The following is a 21,254-nucleotide window of genomic DNA, read 5'->3' on the forward strand; positions in this document are numbered from 1 at the left end:
GATGGGGCAAAACAATCATTGGTAAATGGGAAAAATGAGTTATTGGTAAAAATAAAAAGCCCCTCCTATGCGACGGATGTTTCGTATCGGTCGATAGGAGGGACTTTATAAGGGGGATAGGTGAGGAGAGATTTCTGTGTGGTCGTACGGCTATTGTTGAAGCACAAAAGCTACATCGAATTGTCCTTCATCGCATCATCTTATTATGTTGTGTATCTATTTCCAATGCCGGGAGGCCACATCATGTCATCTTTCATCACATCATCTTCTATCGTCATAACTGCTTAGCGCTTGAGGTAAAGGCCGTTAAGCTGGCTCAGGAAGATGGATTTCTCGTTATTGAATAAGGTCATGAAGCCTGATATGGCTGTGTTGTCATGGCCGGGAAAGGGCGTGTAGAAGTTGTTTCCCGAGCGATTGCCGTGATTACGGCCCATCATGAGATAGAGCAAACGATGGCTTTCGATGCAAGGAATGAGCACCTGCTCAAAGTAAGCGGCGTCGGTAATGCCTTCCATGCCTGTCATCAAACCGAGAGAAAGTTGGTGTTCTTGCGCGAAAGGTATGCCCTTGACCAGCATGTCTTCCAAGGTCTGTCGGTAAAGTTGGGTGTTGGCTTGGGCTTTGGGTTGACAGTAGTTGAGTTGCAGACAACTGATGTCGTCGGGGCAGTGGCTTAGGAAGTCGCTTCCCGAGGTGTAGTTTTCCGCGTAGCCGTAGACAACATTGTTGACATCGTGGTCATTTAATTGGTTTTGAATGTCGGAATAGAGCGACTGATAGTCCTCTGCTGACAGTTGGCAGTACCATGCTTTATGGTCGTAGGGCAGCAGGTTGAGCACGACGGGGGCCTTTATGCCGTATTCGTTTTGCAGATTGTTGATGAATTCTGCCAGCTTTTGAACGTAGGAAGCCAGCTGCTTATCGTTGTTTTGATAATCGGGCATCGTCCAATTCATGACGATAAGGCCGCCTTGTTTGAAGTACGTAAGGGCGTTTTTCCTGATTTGAGCAAATGAAAAACCGTCCACGTTGCTCTTTTTACCGCTTTCCACGCCTGCCAACTCATAGCCGTTGACGGCCGGCCAGTCGTTGCAAATGCTGTGAATGTCGCTACGGGCGGAGTCGTTTTGCCATTCCACGCCTTCCAAGGTGCCGTAAAATTGGCCGATGAGCACTCCTTTCTCGGGTAGTTGGGTGATGTTTTCTTTCAGGTTTTCAGTGCGTGTCGTCAAGCCTGAAAGCCCGGTTTCGTCATAGCTTTTGTTCTTTTTTCCGCAGGAGGAGAGTGCCAGCAGGAGTGCCAGCAAGGCAAAAATACTGTGAGTTTTCATTATGATAGTCGTATAAAAGGCATGGGGCCTTCTCTACGGAGAAAGCCCCATGCGTGGTTGTTGGTTATTCGCTGTAGACAGCACGCAGGGCTTCTACCACGTTGGGCAGGGTCCATTGTGGCACGGTGCGGTCCTTTGCGTCGAAAATAGTCATCCAATTGAAGGTTGCCGCATGGCAAGCCTTGGCCTGACGGGCCATGTCCGCGGCCTGATCGGCGGCCGCTTTCTTGAGCTTTTCGCTCGATTTGGCGGTGACGGTGGTCTCTTGTCCGCTGGCGTCAGCTTCGCCTGCGGTGCCATATTCGCCGATGATGAAGGGAATATTCGTGAATTTCTGCTTCAAATCATTGAAGATGTTGGTTAGTGTGGTATGGCAGGTTTCGTTCCATTCGCCGTACGTATTGATCCAGTTCCACGGGTCGTAAGAGTGAACTTGTGCGATAAGGTGGTTCTGGGCAGGGTCGTTGGGAATGTTGAAGTTCTGCAATACTTCCTTGCCTTTGGCTCCGGCGTAGGTGTTGACGATAAGATTGCGCTTGGCGTTGTTGCCTCCCGTGGCTCTCACGGCGTCAACGAAGTCTTGTGCGTAATTGTTAAGAGCGGTATAGCTACTGGTGTTCTTCGGGGCGTTCCATGTGTTGGCAGCGTCGAGCATTTCGTTATAGCCTTCAAAAAGCAGGCGATGGTCATAGTTGGCAAAGGTGTTGGCTATTTGAGTCCATAGCTTCTTGAAGCGTTCCTTGGTTTGTTCGTAAACACCCATGTCGGCTTTTACCCATGCGCCTTTGCCTGCGGCAGTGTCGTGATGTACGTTGACGATGACGTAAAGGCCCGCGTTGATGGCGTAATCTACTATTTCTTTGACACGTCCCATCCATGCTGCGTCCACATTGCCGGCCTCGTCCATGTGCTCATACCATGTCACCGGAATGCGGATGGCACCCATTCCGTTGTTCTTGAGGAATGTCATCATGGCCTGCGTGGTGACGGGTTGGCCCCAATAAGTTTCGTATTCTTTCAGCGTCTTGCCTTTGCCACCACCGTAGGCGTCAAGCGTGTTGCCCAAGTTGCAGCCTATTCCGAAGTTGTTGACGGCGCTTTGTGCGCTCTCTTCTATGAAGGACGTGTTGATATTTATTTCATCACGAGTAAGTGTTGCCTCTGATTTGAATGCGTCTTTCCACCATTGGTCGGAGGGCATAGGTGAGCCATACCATGGCATAAAGTTTAGCCATTTGGCTCCGGCTTGCCATGCTTCGTTCACGTCGGCGGTAGCTGTGTTGCTGTTGCTTTCGATTCCACATTCGGCAAGGGTGATCATCTTGTGCGGGTAGAGGGCTTTCAGCTGGTTGTACTCGGTGGCCTGCTTTGCGGCGTTGTAGCCGTAGAGGTCGCGTCCTACGATGTCTACATAGGCGTCACCGGGGTACCATGACTGGTCATTATTGAACTGATTAGCGTCTCCGTTATAGTTTTGCGACGTCCATTCCCATATCAAGTTGTGGATGCCTTTCGACTGGAAGTAGTTGAACATGGTCTGCCAAAGCTGTTTATAGGTCTCGGCGCCGTCGGCTCCCCACCAAAACCATGCCTTTCCCCATGCTGCTCCGGATTTCAATGTGGCGTTTCCGGCAGCCTCGTGGAACGGGCGCCATAGGGCAGTTACGCCTGCATCTTGAAGTTTGAGAATGACATTGGCAACGGATTCCATCTGCTCCATGAACCATTTATGCTCCCAAGTGCCGGCTACAAGGGCATTTGAGGCCTTGAAAGTCGTCTCCTCGGGACGGGTGGTAACGCCACTTCCATTTTTTTCAATGACAGTGGTGGCAGTTTTGGGAACATTGAAGTGCCACATCAGGTTTACGATACCACCGGCCTCATACCACTCTGTGACGGGGGTAATGTCGTTATAATTAATCCAACCATTGCCCTCGGGCACTTGTATATGGATGAAATCATAACAGTTGAGTGCCGGGTATTTGCCCGTTTTCTGAAAGATTTGGTCGGCTATTTTGTGATTCCATGACACGTCGGCCATGACACCCGAGATAGTGTGAACGCCGTAGACAAGGTTCAGATAGCGATAAAGGCGTTTGGTTTGTTCGTTTGCCTGCTTGTCGGCAAGCTCTATTCCGGAGGTGTTAATGGGACTTTCATGTTGTATGTTGAAAGTAATATTTTGGATGTCGGCGACTTTCCATGAGTTGCTTGCGCCAAATTCCTCAAAGCCTGTCATGTAACTTTCAAGCGTGTTGGCGTCTGTGAATCGAAGATGATTGTTCTCTTCAATGTTTACAGGGGTAGCATTGCCGTCCTTGGTATGCACCGTGTAAGAGTCTTGCGCTGACTGGGCAAGCACGGGGAGTGTGCAAATCAGGCACAAAAGGGTAGTAAATAGATTTTTCATCGCTTGGTGATTTTGGTAGATTTACCGTTGGCTTTAATAATGTAAAAGCCCTTGGGAAGTGATTCTAAATTCAGAATGGTGGCTTGCGGCAGTCGGGTCGGCATGATATTCACATGGTTGCCATTCATGGAATATACCGAAACGTCAGCGTTTTTGCCCGGGATAATCAATTGATTACCTTCAATCGTGAGCCCGTTTTGCTGCACAATGTCCTTTATGTCGGTTGCTGTCCCGCTGAAAGTAAAAGACTTTATCTTATAAAGTTCGTACTCTGCGACAGCGCTTCCGGCCGTTATGGTCATCTTGTTGTTTTCCATCTTGATGTCGGGTAGGGCCGAGAGAGCGAACAATTGGGTTGTTCCATCATTGAAACTGACAATGAGTGATTTAGGGCTTTGTGCGCTCAGATGGGTGATTGAACAAACAAGGACAATGAGGGTGATAATGATTTTTTTCATACATGATGAATGATATGATTGTGGCGCGGTAAGTTTTTTACCACGCCACAAAGATAATAATAAGTAGAAAATTACTTCAATGTAACCTTCTTGATGGTCACTCCATCGCCTGTTATCACTAATCCGTTCTTATTGATCAGCAGATCTAAGGCTTCAGGAGTGAGTGTATAGGTCGCAACAGTGCTGCTTCCTGTCAGGTTGATTTGGTCATTGGGCATGTTACCCCATCCGTCTCCGTAGCGAAGGCTGATGCAAGCCCAACCTGCTGCCGGGTCGTTGCCTTCCACATAGAATGTAAGAACTTGACCTGCTTTGGCGGTAGACCAATCGAAGGCGCCCCATGCCAAGTCCTGATTACCGGCCCATCCGGCGTTGTTGAAGCTGCCGGTCCAAATCGTCTTCTCTGCGGATAACGGAGTAAACTGGCCTACATTGTATCTTGTTCCATCGGGACCAATCATTGTGAATGGCTGTGCAACGCCAGTGGTGAGGGTTGTTGGAACTTGGAATGTCAGCGAGTTGTCGGAACGTGACTTAACCTTGGTAATCTTAGTGTCGCCAATGTAAATGGATTCTACGTTGTTGAAGTTCTTACCTTGTACGGTAACGTATTCGCCAACGACTGCTTCTACCTTCTCCTCATTGAGGGCCGGATCGGTTGCGGCGTTGATAGTGAGGCCGTCAACCTTCACGCTTGTACCGTTCTTGAGGTTGAGAGTGCAGCCTTTACCATAAGCGGCTGTCGGGATGAGGGTGCCGATGGCTGTGGCTGTAATGCGTGTTTCTTCCTTGGCGGCCATGATGTCTGCGTCGCCGGGGAAGGTAACCGACTCAACCAAGTCAAGGTTAGTACCTCTCATCATGACCTTGTTGCCGGCAACAATGGTGTTAGGTGTGAAGCTGGTAACGCTGGGCTTAACAAGTGTGTAGGCCACTGTTACAGTCTTACCGTTGGCCAATCCAAGGGTGATGTCACCTTCTTGAGCTGTTGCGGGAACAACGGAGGTAACCTTGTTGGCAGCTACCGTCTTAACCGTTCCTTCAGCATTGGGATAGCTGATGGTGGTAACAAGGTCGAGGTCTTTACCGTTGATGGTGATGGTAGCCTCATTCTTTACGGGTGCGGGAGTAGCTGTCAGTTCGGTAGGAACAACTGTTGTAATGCTTCCGGCGGGTATTGAAACCTCAGAATAAGTGAGAAGCTGTACTTCACCGTCGTTAGCTGTGTTGGGAACAACGAATGTTACCTTGGTGCCATCTGCCGATTTCTTCAGGTCTTTCTCCTCAATGGTCGCGCCTTTCAGGGTTACTCCCTTAATTTGGTTGAGGCTCTTGCCGTTGACGGTAATGCTTTGACCGGCTTTGGGCTTATCATTTGAGAGTGAAGTTACCGTAGGAAGATTAACCGTAAGTGCTTTTTCGGTCTCGATTTCATTAGGAGTCTCGGCGAGATCGCTAAGTTTGAATACGCCGGTTTTGGCTCCCTTTGTAATCGCTACCTTAATAGTATAGCGGTCGTGTGCGACAAACTGCTCTGCCTTTACGGTATCTTTATCCGCGAAGATTACGGCCTTGAAGAGGTTGAGGTAGTCACCCGTGATGGTAACAACATCACCTACATTACCGGCTTTGTTGCTTGTGTTGGCACCAACGTAGAAGTCCTTAACGACAATATCTTCACGATATGTGATAGGAGAAACAGATTCTATCGTGCCACCCTTGGCAGTCTTGAGGATGATTTTGCCGGATTCACACTTCTCTGCGGGCACCTGAATGGTTATCTCGCTGTGTTCGCCGCTTGATAAAACTTCAAACTGAGTAATAGGATCGGCTCCGGGGAGGTCTATTTCAGTCACTTGGTCGAGATGGCTACCCAATAAGTGGAGCGTTCCACCACGTAGGATAGGGCATGGACCAAACGAAAGGAGCGATATTTCTTTACCGTATTGATCGGTATTGAGGTCATCGTTGCTGCAGCTTACCAGTGATAGTCCCATGAGGGCTATCACAAGTAAGGTTACGATATTATAATGTTTTTTCATATCTAATTATGGTTTATAGTTACTTATTAGGAACTACGCGGATGTTATCAATCTTGATAATGGGGTGACAATCTTGACCGGTAGGCGTTACGGACTTATCTCCGTAGGCACCCTTGGTCACAAACAAGATTAAGCTGGCAAAGTCTTCTTCACTTGCGAATGAGCCTGTGGCCTTGTTACCGTCCCAATCCATGTTGAAATCGGTGAATGGTATCGTTACCGTTATCCACTTGTCACCGGTGTCGAATGAGCCTGTGGCAACCCAAGGCTGGTAAAGTGCACGTGGCCAACCATCTTCTTTATGGAAGTAAGTGTTGTTGGCGGTTGGCAAAGTTACCTTGTCCGGGCCGGCAAATATAATCTGCAAGGGACCTGCTTTCCAAGGATTAGAAGATGGAATATACAATTCAAACTTCAAGCTCTTGTTCTTCCAGTTAGAGAAGTCGGCTACCTTATTCAGTTTCGGGCCATCTGCGTCAAAGGTTTGGTTCCATGTTCCGGCCCAATATTCAAAGGCGAAGCTGCCATCATTCCATGCAGCGTCGGCGTCCAAGTCGGCGTCACCAATGAGCATATATTTGCCTTCGAGTGATGTGTCGTCAGCTTGAATAGGTCTGTTGTGCCATCCGTGGTTACCCAAAACGTTGGTTCCATCCCATGGCGTGTCAAAGTCGAACAGCAATCCTCGCTTATCCATGTACTTGAAAGCGGCTTTTGTCTTACCGAATTTCGTATTCACATAGATAAAGTCCTTAGGCATATCCTTCGGAATGGTGAGTGTGATGGCTGTTTTGGCGATAGATTTGATATTCTCACGGGGCAAAGTATAGTTTTCACCAACCTTGATTTCCAATGGGAAGTTGTCATAGTCGAGGAAGTAGTCACCGATAATCTGAACTTCTTCATTGGCTTTTGCCCATTCATTGGTCATCTGAGAAACGATAGGAGCGGGGATGGTAACCTTGAAATCGTAAGGAATGGTGTCATTCCCGCTTGTTATCAAGTACATCTTATCACTGATTTGGCTCGGAATTGTCTTGGGAACCGTTACGATGATGGTGTGGTCCGTCATGTAACTTGTGTTCAAAACGGCCTTCTGGTCGTTGAAGTTTATCCCTGTAATGCTACGCAAATTATTTCCGACAATGCAGATTGTGCTGTTCATTGTTGCGTCGGTGAGCAATGAGTCTTTGCTGTTCACGTCAACGGGTCGTATGTAACTGATGGTAGGAGTTCCGTCTGCAACTTCATACTTGTCAGGTTCATCCTCGCAAGAAGTAAGTCCGGCGCCCACTGCTGCCAGCATAACCATCAGCGTCCATCTATATTTTTTCATATTCATAATCAATTGTTCTTAATGGTAAAGTGATTAATAACTGTAAGTGCTACGAACATCCACGTGGATAGGTGTGGCTCCGCTGCCTAAGTTAGGATTCAAAATAACGTCTTCTGTTGGGAAGGGGAGAGTGAAACTTGCCGCTGTGATATTAGGCGCAGCTGTGTCTTCATCATATTGAATCTCAGCGGGATTCCATACGCCGCTTTCAAAGTAGGTCTTATAAGCAGTGTCGCAATTCCATACGGCGTTACGTTTTTGAGCCTTGATTTCCTTAATACAGCTTTCTACATCGTAGTATGAACGGCGTACGAAGTCGTACCAGCGGTCACCTTCGCCCGCAAATTCCAAGCGACGCTCCAACCATATATCGTCAAAAGTAAGCGATTTCTTCTCTACGTCGTTGGGAACGGCACGCTGATGAACGGCGTTGAACGCAGCCAAAGCGTCGGCGTCAGAAGGCTGACCCATGAGAACTTTAGCCTCGGCAAGTACAAGATAAACGTCGGAAAGACGAAGAATATGTGTCGCTACGGCGTATGCCATACGGGCAGGAGTGATACCTGTCTCAGCGATATGGTCAGCATTGTTACCATATAGGTGCTTAACGTTGTTACCACCGCAAGGACCTTGGCACAATCCTGTGGCTGCTTTGTTGTAGTTCTTGTCATACCAGAACTGCAGATAGTCGAAACCCTTGTTTCCATTCTTCATCGTGTGGTCGCGCCAGAAGTAGCTATAACTATCTCCTGCCATCATGATGGTAGCCTTACGACGGATGTCTTTGTTGATACGTTTCGACGGATCGTCCTTCGGATCCACACCAAAGGCCAGCATTAAGTCGTATGATGGGCCACCCCAGCCGCCCCATACGTCGCCGTTCTCATCAAAACCTTCGGGCGCGAGGTCGCTTTGCAGCGTGTTTTGGCTGGTCCAATGTGCACCAACAGTCCAACGCCATGCAATCAAACTCTCGTCGCTGATGTTCTTGCTGCCACGGAAGATGTCCTCATAGTTAGCCAACAGCGTTCTACCGGAGTTGTCTACCACGTCCTTCGCATACTCGGCAGCCTTCTGCAAGTCATCTTTGTTGAGCTGACCGCTGACACCTGCCTTGGTCAGATAGACCTTTGCCAGCAAACCTTCGGCGCTGTAATAGTCGATATGACCCGTAGTTGATTTCTCCTTTGGCAGGAGTTCCATCGCCTTTTCCAAAGTCATGCAGATGTATTCATACACATCGGCTTTCTCAACCTTCTTTGCCGTGCGATATTCGCCGCTGGCCAAAATGTCACTATTGTTGTGAATGATGGGCACTTCGCCAAAGGTACGTACCAAATAGAAGTAGGCCATGGCCTTCCATGTAAGGCATTCGCCCATACATTGTCTCTTAACTTTCTCGGAAGCAGTGGCATTTTTCAGTGACTCATACACCGTGCTACAGTGTCCGATCTCAGACCACAACGAGTAAGCCATGTTGATCAGGTCGGCGTCCGTACCGTTCACACTGAAGTTAAGATAAGGACTGCTACCCATATACATGTTTCCGGAGAACACTTCACCTACTTTAATGAAGCCACGTTGGAAGTCATACCAAGGTGAATTGTACAGATAGTTAACACCCGAAATGCAGGCTTCATCCGATGTGTAGTAGTTTTCTGTGTTGTAGTTATCGGCTACAGGCTTATCCAGAAAACTCTCACAAGAAGTCATGCTTGCTCCGAGAAGCATGGCTGCCGCAATATATTTAATAGATTTGGTTTTCATATAATGTTCTATGTTATAACGAGTTTAGAAAGAAGCGTTCAGACTGAATGTGAATGTTGTCGGCAATGGATAGCGTCCGTTGTCAAGTCCCATTACATACTGACTCTGTGTTGAGGCACCCACTTCGGGGTCGTAACCGTCATATCCACTGATTGTGAACAAGTTGGTTGCGTTGAGCGACACGCGCAGGTTAGAGAGGTTGAGCTTCTGAATGATAGACTTATCAAAGGTGTAGCCCAATGTGATACTCTTCAGACGCAGGTAAGAACCGTCCTGAATGTAGCGTGAGCTCCATACGTCGTTGTCATTGGGATCGTTGATAGAGGCTCTCGGAATAGAAGTGTTGGGGTTGACAACAGTAAGGTTGGCAATGTTGTCATACCAGAAATCACCCTTTACGCCATCGATGGGAGCCAAAATGGCACGATCTTTTACTGAACTCAACTGGTTCTGCCATGCTGAATTCATGTGTGAAACGAGCATTTTGGTATAGTTACCAATCTTGTTTCCAACAGTTCCGTTGATGAAAATATTGAGGTCAAAGTTCTTGTAGCGGAATGTATTGTTCCAACCATAAGTGAACTTAGGCAGTGGTGAGCCGATGTTGGTCTTGTCGTTTTCGTCGATGATACCGTCACCGTTAACATCCTTGAACTTCAAGTCACCTACCCATGTGGTATTTGTGCGTGCATAAGCCGTAGGATCTTTGCTCCACGATTTGGTGCCGTCAGGATTTGTGATGATAGGATTGTTCTTCTGAAGCGTATTGACCGGAGAGTTTACAAGGTCCTCAAAGTTTTTGTAAACGCCGTCTACCTCATAGCCATAGAAAGCAAACAAGCTCTCGCCGGGTACCGAACGAGCTACGGCGTCATTCCATTGACCATATCCGGGCAGCGCTGTACTGCCTGAAAGGCTAACTAGTTTGTTGCGGTTGATAGAGATATTGACATCCGAACTCCAATCGAAGTCCTTGCTTACGATAGGTCTGGTCTTCAAATCCACTTCAAAACCGGTGTTCCTAATGTTACCATAGTTACCCCAAGGAGCGGCAAGCGCGGAAGAACCATTACCACTTGTACCCATGATAGAGGGCAAGTTGAGTGGCATAAGCATATCCTTTGATTCCTTAAGATACCAGTCCATGGTCAGATTGATACGGCTGTCGAGGAAGCCAAGGTCAAGACCAACGTTCCACTGCTCTTGTGTTTCCCACTTGATACTTGTATTCTTCAAGTTAGCAGGGCGGAAAGAAACGCCTAAACCGGTCTCCATTACAGACATGGCCGAGCCCCATTTGTAACCACCGATATTGGAGTTACCGGTCTGTCCCCAGCCTATGCGTAGCTTACCGTTACTCAACCAGCTGCCGGTAAGTTTCTTTATAAACTCTTCATTGGTGAAACGCCATGCCAAAGCCAAAGAGTGGAAGCCGGCCCAGCGCTTTTTTGGACCGAAGTTAGAGCTACCATCATAGCGATAGGTGTAAGTAGCGAGATAGCGGTCGTCGTAATTATAGGTTTCGCGCGTGAAGAAAGAAGCCATTGATGAACTGCCCCAACCTTCACCTGCTTTGGGTTCCGCGGTTCCAAGAGCGGGGTTGTGAACGGCGTCATTGGGCAAGCCTGTATTGCTGACCGATAGATAATCGTAGTTTGATTCCCAGCATTCCTGACCCAACATGGCCGTGAGACCGTGCTTGCCAAACTGCATGGCATAAGTCAGGTAGTTGCTGAGCGACCAGTAATTGCCGCTGTTCTTCTGTGTACGAGCTTCGTTTTGAAGACGATACCAAGAGCCCAACTGTACGATGGGGTTGTAGGTGTCACCCTTTGATGCGTTGACATCGAAGCCGAACTGTGTATGCCATGTGAGGTTCTTGATGGGCGTCACGTCGAAGTAGATACTACCGTTGAGCGTCTGACGCTTGAGGAGTATCTCGTCCATCATGGCCATTGCGATGGGGTTAGGATTGGTAAAACCTTCCTTAGAGACGCTGGAGTAGCCGCCATCAATATTGTAAATCTGAATATCGGGAGGCGTTACGAGCGAATAGAATATCAAACCTTGGTTAGAGTCGGCCAACTTCAAGTCATCCTTCGACTGGCTGTAAGTGGCATTAAGGCCGAGTTTTAACCAACTCTTGAGCTGTGCGTCGAGGTTGGCACGTACGGAGAAACGGTTGAAGTTACTGCCGATGATGGTACCATCTTGATCCATGTAGCTACCCGAAACAAAGTATTTTACCTTGTCGTTGCCACCTTCAGCGTTGATAACATGCTGGTGCATGAGCGCTGTTTGGAAGATGGCGTCCTGCCAATTGGTACCTCTGCCTAAGATGGAAGGGTCGCTGTAGATGGGGTCGGGCTTGGAAAGCTCACCTTGGTCGACCAAATCATTATAGTACTGAGCAAACTCACGCAGGTTGAGCATGTCGAGACGCTTGGTCTGGCGCTGTACGGTCAACAAGCCGGAGTAAGAGAAACGGGCCTCACCGGCCTTTCCTTTCTTGGTCGTGATGAGCACAACACCGTTGGCACCTTGGGCACCATAGATGGCTGTAGCCGAAGCGTCTTTCAATACTTCCACGCTAACGATGTCAGAGGGGTTGAGGGTTGACAGTGGAGAAATAGTGGAGTGGGCACCGTTACCCAGCTTATCGCCCAAGCCGTAAGAGGCTCCGCTATTGCTACCTCCGCCTTGGAAGATAACACCGTCGACCACGTAGAGCGGTTCAGAACCAGCATTGATGGTAGCGATACCACGCACATTCACCGAAATGGCAGAGCCCGGGGCACCCGAAGTCTGCACGGCGTTGACACCGGCAATGCGGCCTTGGAAGCTCTGGTCGATGTTGGTCATGGGAGCCGACTTCAATGTTTTCTCGTCCATTGACGCGGAAGCACCTGCCAAGTCGCTCTTTTTCATGGTACCATAGCCCACAACCACAACTTCGTCAAGATTGTTATTATCTTCTTGAAGAACGACATTGTAATTGGTCTGATTACCTATTTTAATAGAGCGTGTGACAAAACCCACATAAGAAATCTCGATGGTTTGTCCCGGGGCGGCGTTGATAGTGAAGTTTCCGTCTAAGTCGCTGATGACGCCGGTAGACGAACCTTTAATCTTAACAGTAGCACCGATAATCGGACCTTGTGCGTCGGAAACGGTACCTGTAATCTTCTTTGCTTGTTGCACGATGGCCGGAGTATTCATCGCACCGGCCGCGAACGTATGCGGAGCGTAGCCCAACATGGTGAGTGAGCACAATCCCGCAAGCAACGTAACTTTACTGTTTGGATTCATACATTTTAAATTTAGGTCTTCGGCACATGTCTTAATGTGCCTTGTTTTTTTAGGTTTACAATTTTAGTTTTCTTTTTTTTGATCTGTCAGCTAATGCGATGATAGCTGTTTTAGGATGATTCTGATTCCATAGTTTGTTCCTTTCAGTTTTTTGATATATGATTTAATTTATTTTATTAGGTCATGTAGGAGCGGAGAATGGTTGGTTCCCCAATGTTTGCCAAGATAGTAGGTGGGGGTAGGCAGAGCGTAAAGGCTCTGTTTGGTACACCTAATCTATTTTGTGCAAAGATAGAGATAAAATACAAATAGCAATGATACAATATTGATAAATACTGATACTTTTTTGCTAAATGCTAAGAATCTTCTGTTTGCTTTTTGCTTTGATTTGTTTTAATCTCTATTCGACAGTTTGTTTATCGTATGATATTCACATATCAACACCGCAAATTTATGCTTTTTTTGTTCATCTTCCAAATTTTTATCAGATTATTTTTCATATTGCCGTCGGTAGGCTTTATATCGGTGTTTTGTAAAATTCTATGGTCTATTTTCTTGTCGGCTTTTCTTTCTCATTTAGCTTGCGAGGGTGGCTTGGTGGGCTTGTGAAGGTCTTGTTTTTGGCGTTTTGTGTAGCCAAAGTAGTGTTGTTGTTCTGTGGTTGTGGCCCTTTGGTGATGTTATAGTTGGCTTCTTTTGGGCTCATAGTGGCGTCTTGATGGGGCTAAAGTATATATAATAAGGTGTAATTAAAGGAAGGCTATGGATAAATAGTTGTGTAAGTTGCTGGTAATTAGAGAATTGTAAAAGCGTGAATTTTTGTCGTTTTTAGGGTTGAAGGAAAAGTATTTTAAAATAAGTCCACTTTTTTGAGGTCGTTTGTAAAGATATTTCCCAATTAAGATGTGGGTTTTGCATCAAAGTGTTAGATTTGGTCAAGATAGTATCAGTGGGTCTTAAACTTTCTGATTAATTTTGCGTAGAATTTATATTACTAATCAATCAACTCTTGTATCTTGTATCATTCATGATGAAAAGAAATCTGTTTTTATCATTTTTGCTCTGCTTGGCGCTGGCCGTCAGTGCGCAAATCAGAGGTAATAATATTGTAGTGTTGGTGCAACCCGACCATGCCGATTGGAATTATAAGGTGGGGGAGAAGGCTCGTTTTAAGGTGAGCGTACTCAAGTCGAGCACTTTGTTGTCGCAAGTGAGCGTGGATTACGAGGCCGGACCGGAGATGTATCCGCGTGAGAAGCGGTCGACCGTCTTGTCGAAAGGCGAAATGCAACATACGGGTTCCCTTGACCGTCCGGGCTTCTATAGGCTGAAAGTGACGGCCCATGTGAACGGTAAGGCCTATGAAGGGCTGTGCACGGTGGCGTTCTCGCCCGAGAAAATTCGTCCTTATGCGAAAAGCCCGCGTGATTTTGAGGCTTTTTGGCAGGGTGCATTGGGCGAAGCACGGAAGAATGGCTTGAACCCCACCATGCGATTGCTGCCCGAGCGTTGCACCGAATCTAATAATGTGTATGAGGTGAGCTATGTAAATAACCAGTGGAACTCGCGCATGTATGGCATTCTCTCCGTTCCCGTGAAGGCCGGTAAGTATCCGGCACTGCTTCGTGTGCCCGGTGCGGGCGTGCGTCCTTATAGCGGTGACACCTATACGGCGCCCGGTAAGGCCATCGTTTTGGAGATAGGAATTCACGGAATACCCGTTACGATGGAGCAGAAAGTGTACGATGACCTCTTGGCCGGCGCACTGAATAATTATTGGAACGTGAACTTGGAAGACCCTCATCGCAACTACTATAAGCGGGTTGTGACGGGAGCCGTGCGTGCCGTGGACTATATCGCATCGTTGCCCCAATGGGATGGCAAGACGATAGGTGTGACGGGAGCCAGTCAGGGAGGTTTTCTCTCGTTGGCAGTGGCGGCGTTGGATAAGCGCATTACGTTCTTGGCAGCGGTTCATGACGCCATGTGCGACTATGAGGCAGAGCTGAACCATGTGGCCGGAGGTTGGCCCCATTATTTCTATTCCGAATCGAAGGAGAATAAAGAGGCTTCTTTGGCGGAGCGATTGGCCGGTGCCGGCTATTATGATGGTGTGAACTTTGCCCATCGCATTACCGTTCCGGGATGGTATTCCTTTGGCTACAACGATGAGGTGGTGCCTCCTACGTCGGCATACGGGCTTTATAACACAGTGAAAGCGCCCAAGCAATTGAGCATTTATCAGCAAACGGGCCACTTTTGGTACCAAGAGCAGTGGGACGAGTGGCAGGATTATCTGCGCAAGCAATTGGGCGTGGAGTAATATATAATAATGTGTGGAACCATATATAATAAGGTATAAATAAACAAACTACAAACATGAAAAAGATAACAATGGTATTGAGTGGCTTGTTTTTGGCCACCAGTTTGTGGGCACAGACACCCGCGGAGAAACTGATTAAGCGTTTGAAGAAGATTCAGAAGCGAGGAGTGATGATCGGCCATCAGGACGATCCCGTGTACGGAACAACGTGGAAATGGGACAAGCAGCGCAGCGATGTCAAAGAGCTTGTAGGCAGCTATCCCGCTGTTATGGGCTTTGACTTGGGTGAGATTGAGTTGGAAAATGGCAAAAATCTCGATGGTGTGACGTTTGATCGCATGCGGTCGGAGATAGTCGACCAATATCTGCGCGGTGGAGTCGTTACGCTTAGTTGGCACCCTCACAATCCTGTTAACGGAAAGACAGCTTGGAACACGGAAGGAAACGCCGTTCGTCAGGTGTTGCGTGGTGGCAGCGAGCATCGTAAGTTTGAGGGATGGCTGCGCTTGGTGGCCAATTTTATCAACTCCCTGCAGACACCCGATGGCGTGAAAGTGCCCGTTATTTTCCGTCCTTGGCATGAAATGAGCGGCGGATGGTTTTGGTGGGGCAACACACATTGTACCGCCGAGGAGTATAAAAGCCTGTTCACATTTACCTACCATAAGCTTTCGGGCGAATACAAGTGCGATAATATCGTGTGGGCTTACTCACCCAATGCCGGATATGATGACTTTATGAAGTATTATCCGGGTGATGAGTACGTGGACGTGTTGGGTGTTGACGTTTATGAGTTTGACCAAGATAACGCTAAGTATGCCGCCGCGCTGAAGACATCGTTGGACGAAATCGCGGTGATTGCCGCACAACACAATAAGATAGCGGCGTTGACGGAGACCGGTTATCAGGAAGTGAAAGACCCGAATTGGTTTACTCAGACGTTTTGGCCCGTGCTTCGCGACTACAAGCTGAGCTATGTACTGTTTTGGCGCAATGCTTGGGATTCGGTGAAGGAACATTACCTGCCTGCCAAGGGTGAGGCTGCCGCTCCTGATTTCGTGAAGTTCGCCAAGGAAAAGAAAACACTTTTCGTGAACGACATTGCGAAAATAAAGAAGTAAGAGCAGAGAAAGTATTGGTAAACACGCGTATTATTAAACGATACAAACGTATATAAAGACAAATCTATGAAGACTGATTTTAAAGAAAGACTGGCCGAGCTGCGCCAGCGTCATGAGCAGTTGCTGACGAAAGAAAATATCGCCGAGCCATTTGGTAATGGCATTTACACTCGCTATCAGAACCCTATCTTGACTGCGGAACATACTCCGTTGGAGTGGAGATATGATTTCAGTGAGAGCGATAATCCTTATCTGATGCAGCGCATTATGATGAATGCCACGCTCAACAGTGGAGCCATCAAGTGGAATGGCAAGTATTTGCTGGTCGTAAGAGTGGAGGGAGCCGATCGTAAGAGCTTCTTCGCCGTGGCGGAAAGTCCCAACGGAATTGATAATTTCAAGTTTTGGGATGAGCCTATCACCATGCCCGAGGACGTGATTCCGGCTACCAACGTGTACGACATGCGACTGACGGCCCATGAGGATGGATATATTTACGGCGTGTTCTGCGCTGAGCGTCATGACGACGCGCAGCCCGGGGACTTGAGCGCGGCCACCGCCACGGCTGCCATTGCCCGTACAAAGGACTTGGTTAATTGGGAGCGATTGCCCGATTTGAAATCGAAGTCGCAGCAACGCAATGTAGTGTTGCATCCGGAATTCATTGATGGTAAGTATGCTTTCTACACCCGGCCGCAAGATGGCTTTATCGACGCGGGTTCAGGTGGCGGCATTGGTTGGGCGCTGGTAGATGATATTACGCATGCTGAGGTAAAAGAGGAGCGCATTATCAACCTTCGTCATTATCACACCATCATGGAAGTGAAGAACGGAGAAGGCCCTCATCCTATCAAGACGCCCCAAGGTTGGTTGCATTTGGCCCATGGTGTCAGAGGCTGTGCGTCTGGATTGCGCTATGTTCTCTACATGTATATGACGGCGCTTGACGACCCTACTCGGGTCATCGCTCAACCCGGAGGTTATTTCATCGTGCCGCAGGGTGAGGAATATATCGGTGACGTGATGAATGTTGTGTTCTCCAATGGCTGGATTGCCGATGAAGATGGACGGGTGTTTATTTACTATGCTTCTTCTGATACACGCATGCACGTGGCTACTTCGACAATAGACCGGTTGATAGATTACTGTAAGAACACTCCTGAAGATGGCTTCAGGTCGTCGGCTTCGGTGGAGACTATCAAGCAGTTGATAGCTAAGAATAAAAAATATTAATAATTATGGAATAGATAAGGTCGGACCGTAGGAAAGTAGTATTTTTACGGTCCGATTAATCTATTAAAGCAAATTGCCTTATGTCTAAAACAAAATTCATTGAGAAAATAGGCTATGCCATGGGTGATGCGGCCGCGGGCGGTATCACATGGAAGGTCATGTCGATAGCCTTTCCCCTTTTCTTTACCAACGTTTTCGGCCTTACGTTTGCCGATGCGGCCTTGTTAATGCTCGTAGCAAGAATGTTTGACGTGGTGACCGACCCGTTGATGGGAAGTTTGGCCGACCGTACCCGCTCACGCTGGGGTACCTACCGGCCTTGGATTATTTTTGGTTCCGTTCCCTTGGGCTTGGTTTTTGCCCTGCTGCTTTATACTCCTGATTTGGAGCCGGGCCTGAAACGAGTGTATGCTTATACGCTTTATCTGCTGATGATGGCTGTCTACACGATGGTGAACGTGCCTTATGGTTCGCTTTTGGGTGTGATGACAGATGATGACAATGAGAAAAACGAGTTCTCCTCCTATCGCATGGTAGGTGCTTATGCCATGGGATTTGTCACCTTGCTGTCGTTCCCTTATTTGCAGAAATTCGTGGGAGGATGCGACGCTCATCAGTATGCGGTGTTGGGAGCGTTCTTCGGTGTGCTGGCCGCTGTGATGACTTTAGGTTGCGGGCTCTTGACCAAGGAGCGCCTCAAGCCTATTCGTGCGGAGAAATTCTCGCTGCGTCAGTTCTCCGATTTGTTTAAGAACAAGCCGTGGATATACATGACACTCATTGCCATTAGTACCAATTTCTTCAACGGTTTCCGTTATGCGGTAGCGGGTTATTTATTCCAATACTGCTTGGGAGGAGACATCACAATGAGTGGATTGATTATTAATTACACGGTGTTTATGGCCTTTGGTGAGGTTACTTGTATGATATTCGGTGGTTTGTCGCCTAAAGTGACAGCTATGGTTGGCTCCAAGAAAAAGACATTCATGCTGGCCGCATGGATTTGTCTCATCACTTCGGTTCTCTTCTTCTTTGTGCCCATGAAGGCTTCAAGCATTTGGATATTAATAGCTATTGTCGTTATTACTTCTGCCGGTGTGGGTATTTACTCGCCGTTGTTGTGGTCCATGTATGCGGATGTGGCCGATTACGCCACTGAGCAAAACGGAACATCATCTACGGGACTTATCTTCTCCTCGGGCACAATGGCGCAGAAGTTTGGTACAGCCATATCAGGTTCGCTGATAGCGTTGCTTCTCGGTTTGGCCGGTGCACGTATGATTCCCGATCAGTTTGGCGCCCCGATGATTGACCCTGCGTCGATTACGGACTCGGTATTGACAATGGTGTGGTCATTATTCTCGCTGTTCCCGGCTTTCATCACGGTTATTATGCTCTTTTTGATTCGTAAATATCCTATTAATAAATAGGTGGGAAATTTTGTAACGGTATAGAGGATCGTTTGACAATGGAACAGTTAAAACAGAAGATGGAGGATATTTTAACCCAAAATATCCTGCCATATTGGATGAATCGTGTGGTAGACCATGTGCACGGTGGCTTTGTGGGGCGGGTAGACGGCCATGATATGCCCCATCCGGAAGCAGAAAAAGGAGCCGTTCTCAATGCCCGTATCTTGTGGGCTTTCTCCGCGGCTTATCGGGTATTGGGCAAACAAGAGTATTTGGATATGGCTACGCGGGCCAAGGACTACCTGCTCAATTATTTTATAGACAAAGAATGGGGTGGTGTGTATTGGAGCCTGACGGCAGAGGGACTTCCTTTGGATACGAAGAAGCAGACCTATGCGGTGGGATTTGCCATCTATGGTTTGAGTGAATATGCACGGGCTACCGGTGACAAGGGGGCTTTGGAGGCAGCCATAGCCTTGTTTGAGGATATAGAACGCCACGCTTTTGATAATCAGAACAATGGCTATTTTGAGGCTTTGGCACGCGACTGGTCGCCGATAGCGGACATGCGGTTGAGTGACAAGGACGAGAATGGCAGTAAAACGATGAATACACATCTTCATATTATAGAGCCTTACACCAATTTGTATCGTGTTTGGAAGAACGAGCGATTGGCCGAACGGATTCGTAATCTGATAGATTTGTTTATAGAGAAATTCCTGAATCCGTCGACAAATCATTTGGACTTGTTCTTTAATGACGCATGGCAGGGAAAAAGGAATGTCGAGAGTTTCGGTCATGATATTGAGGCTAGTTGGCTTCTGCATGAGTCAGCCATGGTGTTAGGTGACGCTGGCCTGCTGAAACGGGTGGAGCCGGTGATAAAGAATATCGCGGCGGCGGCCGATGAAGGGTTGATGGCTGATGGCAGTATGATTTATGAGCGGTGGAAAGACACGGGCCACATGGATATGCAACGTCAATGGTGGGTTGAGTGTGAATTTATCATTGGGCATGTCAATCTCTATCAGTATTTTGATGATCAAGAGGCCTATGATAAGGCATGTCGCTGCTGGAATTACGTGGAATCCCATTTGGTGGACCATGAAAATGGGGAGTGGCATTGGGCTGTGTTACCCGATGGCAGCTTGAATCGGGAAGATGATAAAGCCGGATTTTGGAAATGCCCGTATCATAACAGCCGTATGTGTTTGGAACTGATGGAAAGAGATTTTTAAATACCTTTTTATAAAGAAAATGATTAATCCTCGTCGTGTTTGTGAACGGCGAGGATTAATCATTTGGTATATATACATTTTATTATTATTTTTTATGAATATTGGGCTATTATCACAAAATATTCTTACCTTTGCAACGCTAATGGGCAGATAGGCCTCTGCTTTTTATGTTAGCCAATTATTAATAACGTTATATTTTTTATGTACTTTACTTTATTTATTACCGTTTTGTTGACGGCTGTAGTCTTGGTTGTTGGCGCTTATGTCATCGCTAAGCTGATCGGTCCTCGTTCGTACAATCCGGTTAAGGGAGAGCCATTTGAGTGTGGTATTCCTACGCGTGGAAGCAGTTGGCTGCCAATGCATGTGGGATATTATCTCTTTGCCATCCTTTTTCTGGTGTTCGATATAGAGACCGTCTTGCTTTATCCTTGGGCAGTCGTTGTTAAACAGTTTGGTCCTCTTGCCCTTGTGAGCATAGGTTTCTTCCTGTTGGTATTGGTATTTGGCTTAGCTTATGCTTGGCGGAAAGGAGCTTTGGAATGGAAGTAAGAAAACCCAAAATAAAAAGTATTCCTTACGAAGAGTTTAAGGACAATGACACGCTGGAAGAGATAACCAGACAGTTGAATGAGGGCGGTACGAATGTAGTGGTAGGCTCTTTGGACCAAGCCATCAACTGGGGACGTAGTAATTCCTTGTGGTCATTGACTTTTGGAACCTCTTGCTGTGGTATAGAGTTCATGTCAGTGGGCTGTGCTCGTTATGACTTCTCACGTTTTGGCTTTGAGGTTACCCGTAACTCTCCTCGTCAGGCTGACTTGATTATGTGCGCAGGTACTATTACCAATAAAATGGCACCTGTGTTCAAGCGTCTCTATGACGAGATTGCGGAGCCTAAATACGTAGTGGCCGTTGGTGGTTGCACGATTAGTGGCGGACCGTTCAAGAAGAGCTACAACGTAGTACGTGGTATAGATGAGTTGGTTCCGGTAGATGTTTACATCCCGGGTTGCCCTCCGCGTCCGGAAGCTATCCTTTACGGTATGATGCAATTGCAGCGTAAGGTGAAAGTGGAGAAATTCTTTGGTGGCGCTAATCATAAGATGACGGCTGAAGAACGTGAGCTTTCAATGAGCAAGGGTGGTCTTCATGGATTGTCGAATGAGAATCTTACAGACAAGGAGAAGCTCGGACATCGTGAACCGATTATCGTGACCAATGTGCCGGCTGATTTTGACCCACAGAAAGGATTAGCCGAATAATATAAT

General features: G+C 47.5%; 14 protein-coding genes. 7 read left to right on the forward strand and 7 right to left on the reverse strand.

The annotated features are described in order from the left end of the window. Positions 1-284: 284 nt before the first annotated feature. The 7 genes from VIR50_RS05465 to VIR50_RS05495 form a co-directional block, all read right to left on the reverse strand. Positions 285-1,334 carry a hypothetical protein gene (locus VIR50_RS05465; RefSeq protein WP_331934128.1) on the reverse strand — a complete coding sequence of 350 codons (1,050 nt, stop codon included), beginning with the start codon at positions 1,332-1,334 and terminating at the stop codon, positions 285-287. A 64-nt stretch (positions 1,335-1,398) separates the two neighbouring features. Continuing rightward, positions 1,399-3,744 carry a cellulase family glycosylhydrolase gene (locus VIR50_RS05470; protein WP_331934129.1) on the reverse strand — a complete coding sequence of 782 codons (2,346 nt, stop codon included), beginning with the start codon at positions 3,742-3,744 and terminating at the stop codon, positions 1,399-1,401. After that, complete coding sequence (locus tag VIR50_RS05475; protein ID WP_331934130.1) at positions 3,741-4,202, reverse strand: T9SS type A sorting domain-containing protein; 462 nt, start codon at positions 4,200-4,202, stop codon at positions 3,741-3,743. Before VIR50_RS05475 ends, VIR50_RS05470 begins: the two co-directional genes overlap by 4 nt. 71 nt (positions 4,203-4,273) lie before the next feature. After that, the gene (locus tag VIR50_RS05480) at positions 4,274-6,244 is read right to left on the reverse strand and encodes an IPT/TIG domain-containing protein (RefSeq protein WP_331934131.1); all 1,971 of its coding nucleotides are present in this window, start codon (positions 6,242-6,244) and stop codon (positions 4,274-4,276) included. A 19-nt stretch (positions 6,245-6,263) separates the two neighbouring features. After that, positions 6,264-7,580, reverse strand: coding sequence for a glycan-binding surface protein (locus VIR50_RS05485; protein WP_331934132.1), 1,317 nt, complete (start codon positions 7,578-7,580; stop codon positions 6,264-6,266). Between the two features lie 33 nt (positions 7,581-7,613). Then, positions 7,614-9,347, reverse strand: a complete 1,734-nt coding sequence (locus tag VIR50_RS05490) for a RagB/SusD family nutrient uptake outer membrane protein (RefSeq protein WP_331934133.1) — start codon at positions 9,345-9,347, stop codon at positions 7,614-7,616. 24 nt (positions 9,348-9,371) lie between these two features. Next, the gene (locus tag VIR50_RS05495) at positions 9,372-12,656 is read right to left on the reverse strand and encodes a SusC/RagA family TonB-linked outer membrane protein (protein WP_331934134.1); all 3,285 of its coding nucleotides are present in this window, start codon (positions 12,654-12,656) and stop codon (positions 9,372-9,374) included. Between the two features lie 1,030 nt (positions 12,657-13,686). Here VIR50_RS05495 and VIR50_RS05500 point away from each other — a divergent pair. From VIR50_RS05500 to VIR50_RS05530, 7 genes are all read left to right on the forward strand, one after another. Beyond that, positions 13,687-14,979, forward strand: a complete 1,293-nt coding sequence (locus VIR50_RS05500; RefSeq protein ID WP_331934521.1) for an acetylxylan esterase — start codon at positions 13,687-13,689, stop codon at positions 14,977-14,979. A 56-nt stretch (positions 14,980-15,035) separates the two neighbouring features. Continuing rightward, positions 15,036-16,100 carry a glycoside hydrolase family 26 protein gene (locus VIR50_RS05505; protein ID WP_331934135.1) on the forward strand — a complete coding sequence of 355 codons (1,065 nt, stop codon included), beginning with the start codon at positions 15,036-15,038 and terminating at the stop codon, positions 16,098-16,100. 66 nt (positions 16,101-16,166) lie between these two features. Next, positions 16,167-17,333, forward strand: a complete 1,167-nt coding sequence (locus tag VIR50_RS05510; protein WP_331934136.1) for a glycoside hydrolase family 130 protein — start codon at positions 16,167-16,169, stop codon at positions 17,331-17,333. 80 nt (positions 17,334-17,413) lie between these two features. After that, the gene (locus tag VIR50_RS05515) at positions 17,414-18,763 is read left to right on the forward strand and encodes an MFS transporter (RefSeq protein WP_331934137.1); all 1,350 of its coding nucleotides are present in this window, start codon (positions 17,414-17,416) and stop codon (positions 18,761-18,763) included. Between the two features lie 38 nt (positions 18,764-18,801). Then, positions 18,802-19,983 (forward strand): AGE family epimerase/isomerase, encoded by a 1,182-nt coding sequence (locus VIR50_RS05520; RefSeq protein ID WP_331934138.1) that lies wholly within the window; start codon positions 18,802-18,804, stop codon positions 19,981-19,983. A gap of 201 nt (positions 19,984-20,184) precedes the next feature. After that, the gene (locus VIR50_RS05525; protein ID WP_331934139.1) at positions 20,185-20,535 is read left to right on the forward strand and encodes an NADH-quinone oxidoreductase subunit A; all 351 of its coding nucleotides are present in this window, start codon (positions 20,185-20,187) and stop codon (positions 20,533-20,535) included. Next, the gene (locus VIR50_RS05530) at positions 20,526-21,248 is read left to right on the forward strand and encodes an NADH-quinone oxidoreductase subunit B (protein ID WP_331934140.1); all 723 of its coding nucleotides are present in this window, start codon (positions 20,526-20,528) and stop codon (positions 21,246-21,248) included. Before VIR50_RS05525 ends, VIR50_RS05530 begins: the two co-directional genes overlap by 10 nt. Positions 21,249-21,254 lie beyond the last annotated feature (6 nt).

The organism is Prevotella sp. (assembly GCF_036570325.1).
Classification (GTDB): domain Bacteria; phylum Bacteroidota; class Bacteroidia; order Bacteroidales; family Bacteroidaceae; genus Prevotella.

Bases quoted from the DNA above. Each gene is read 5' to 3' on its own strand.
- VIR50_RS05490 (WP_331934133.1), bottom strand. From the start codon at position 9,347: ATGAAAACCAAATCTATTAAATATATTGCGGCAGCCATGCTTCTCGGA.
- VIR50_RS05510 (WP_331934136.1), top strand. From the start codon at position 16,167: ATGAAGACTGATTTTAAAGAAAGACTGGCCGAGCTGCGCCAGCGTCAT.
- VIR50_RS05525 (WP_331934139.1), top strand. From the start codon at position 20,185: ATGTACTTTACTTTATTTATTACCGTTTTGTTGACGGCTGTAGTCTTG.
- VIR50_RS05475 (WP_331934130.1), bottom strand. From the start codon at position 4,202: ATGAAAAAAATCATTATCACCCTCATTGTCCTTGTTTGTTCAATCACC.
- VIR50_RS05470 (WP_331934129.1), bottom strand. From the start codon at position 3,744: ATGAAAAATCTATTTACTACCCTTTTGTGCCTGATTTGCACACTCCCC.
- VIR50_RS05495 (WP_331934134.1), bottom strand. From the start codon at position 12,656: ATGAATCCAAACAGTAAAGTTACGTTGCTTGCGGGATTGTGCTCACTC.
- VIR50_RS05485 (WP_331934132.1), bottom strand. From the start codon at position 7,580: ATGAAAAAATATAGATGGACGCTGATGGTTATGCTGGCAGCAGTGGGC.
- VIR50_RS05500 (WP_331934521.1), top strand. From the start codon at position 13,687: ATGAAAAGAAATCTGTTTTTATCATTTTTGCTCTGCTTGGCGCTGGCC.
- VIR50_RS05520 (WP_331934138.1), top strand. From the start codon at position 18,802: ATGGAACAGTTAAAACAGAAGATGGAGGATATTTTAACCCAAAATATC.
- VIR50_RS05505 (WP_331934135.1), top strand. From the start codon at position 15,036: ATGAAAAAGATAACAATGGTATTGAGTGGCTTGTTTTTGGCCACCAGT.
- VIR50_RS05480 (WP_331934131.1), bottom strand. From the start codon at position 6,244: ATGAAAAAACATTATAATATCGTAACCTTACTTGTGATAGCCCTCATG.
- VIR50_RS05465 (WP_331934128.1), bottom strand. From the start codon at position 1,334: ATGAAAACTCACAGTATTTTTGCCTTGCTGGCACTCCTGCTGGCACTC.
- VIR50_RS05530 (WP_331934140.1), top strand. From the start codon at position 20,526: ATGGAAGTAAGAAAACCCAAAATAAAAAGTATTCCTTACGAAGAGTTT.
- VIR50_RS05515 (WP_331934137.1), top strand. From the start codon at position 17,414: ATGTCTAAAACAAAATTCATTGAGAAAATAGGCTATGCCATGGGTGAT.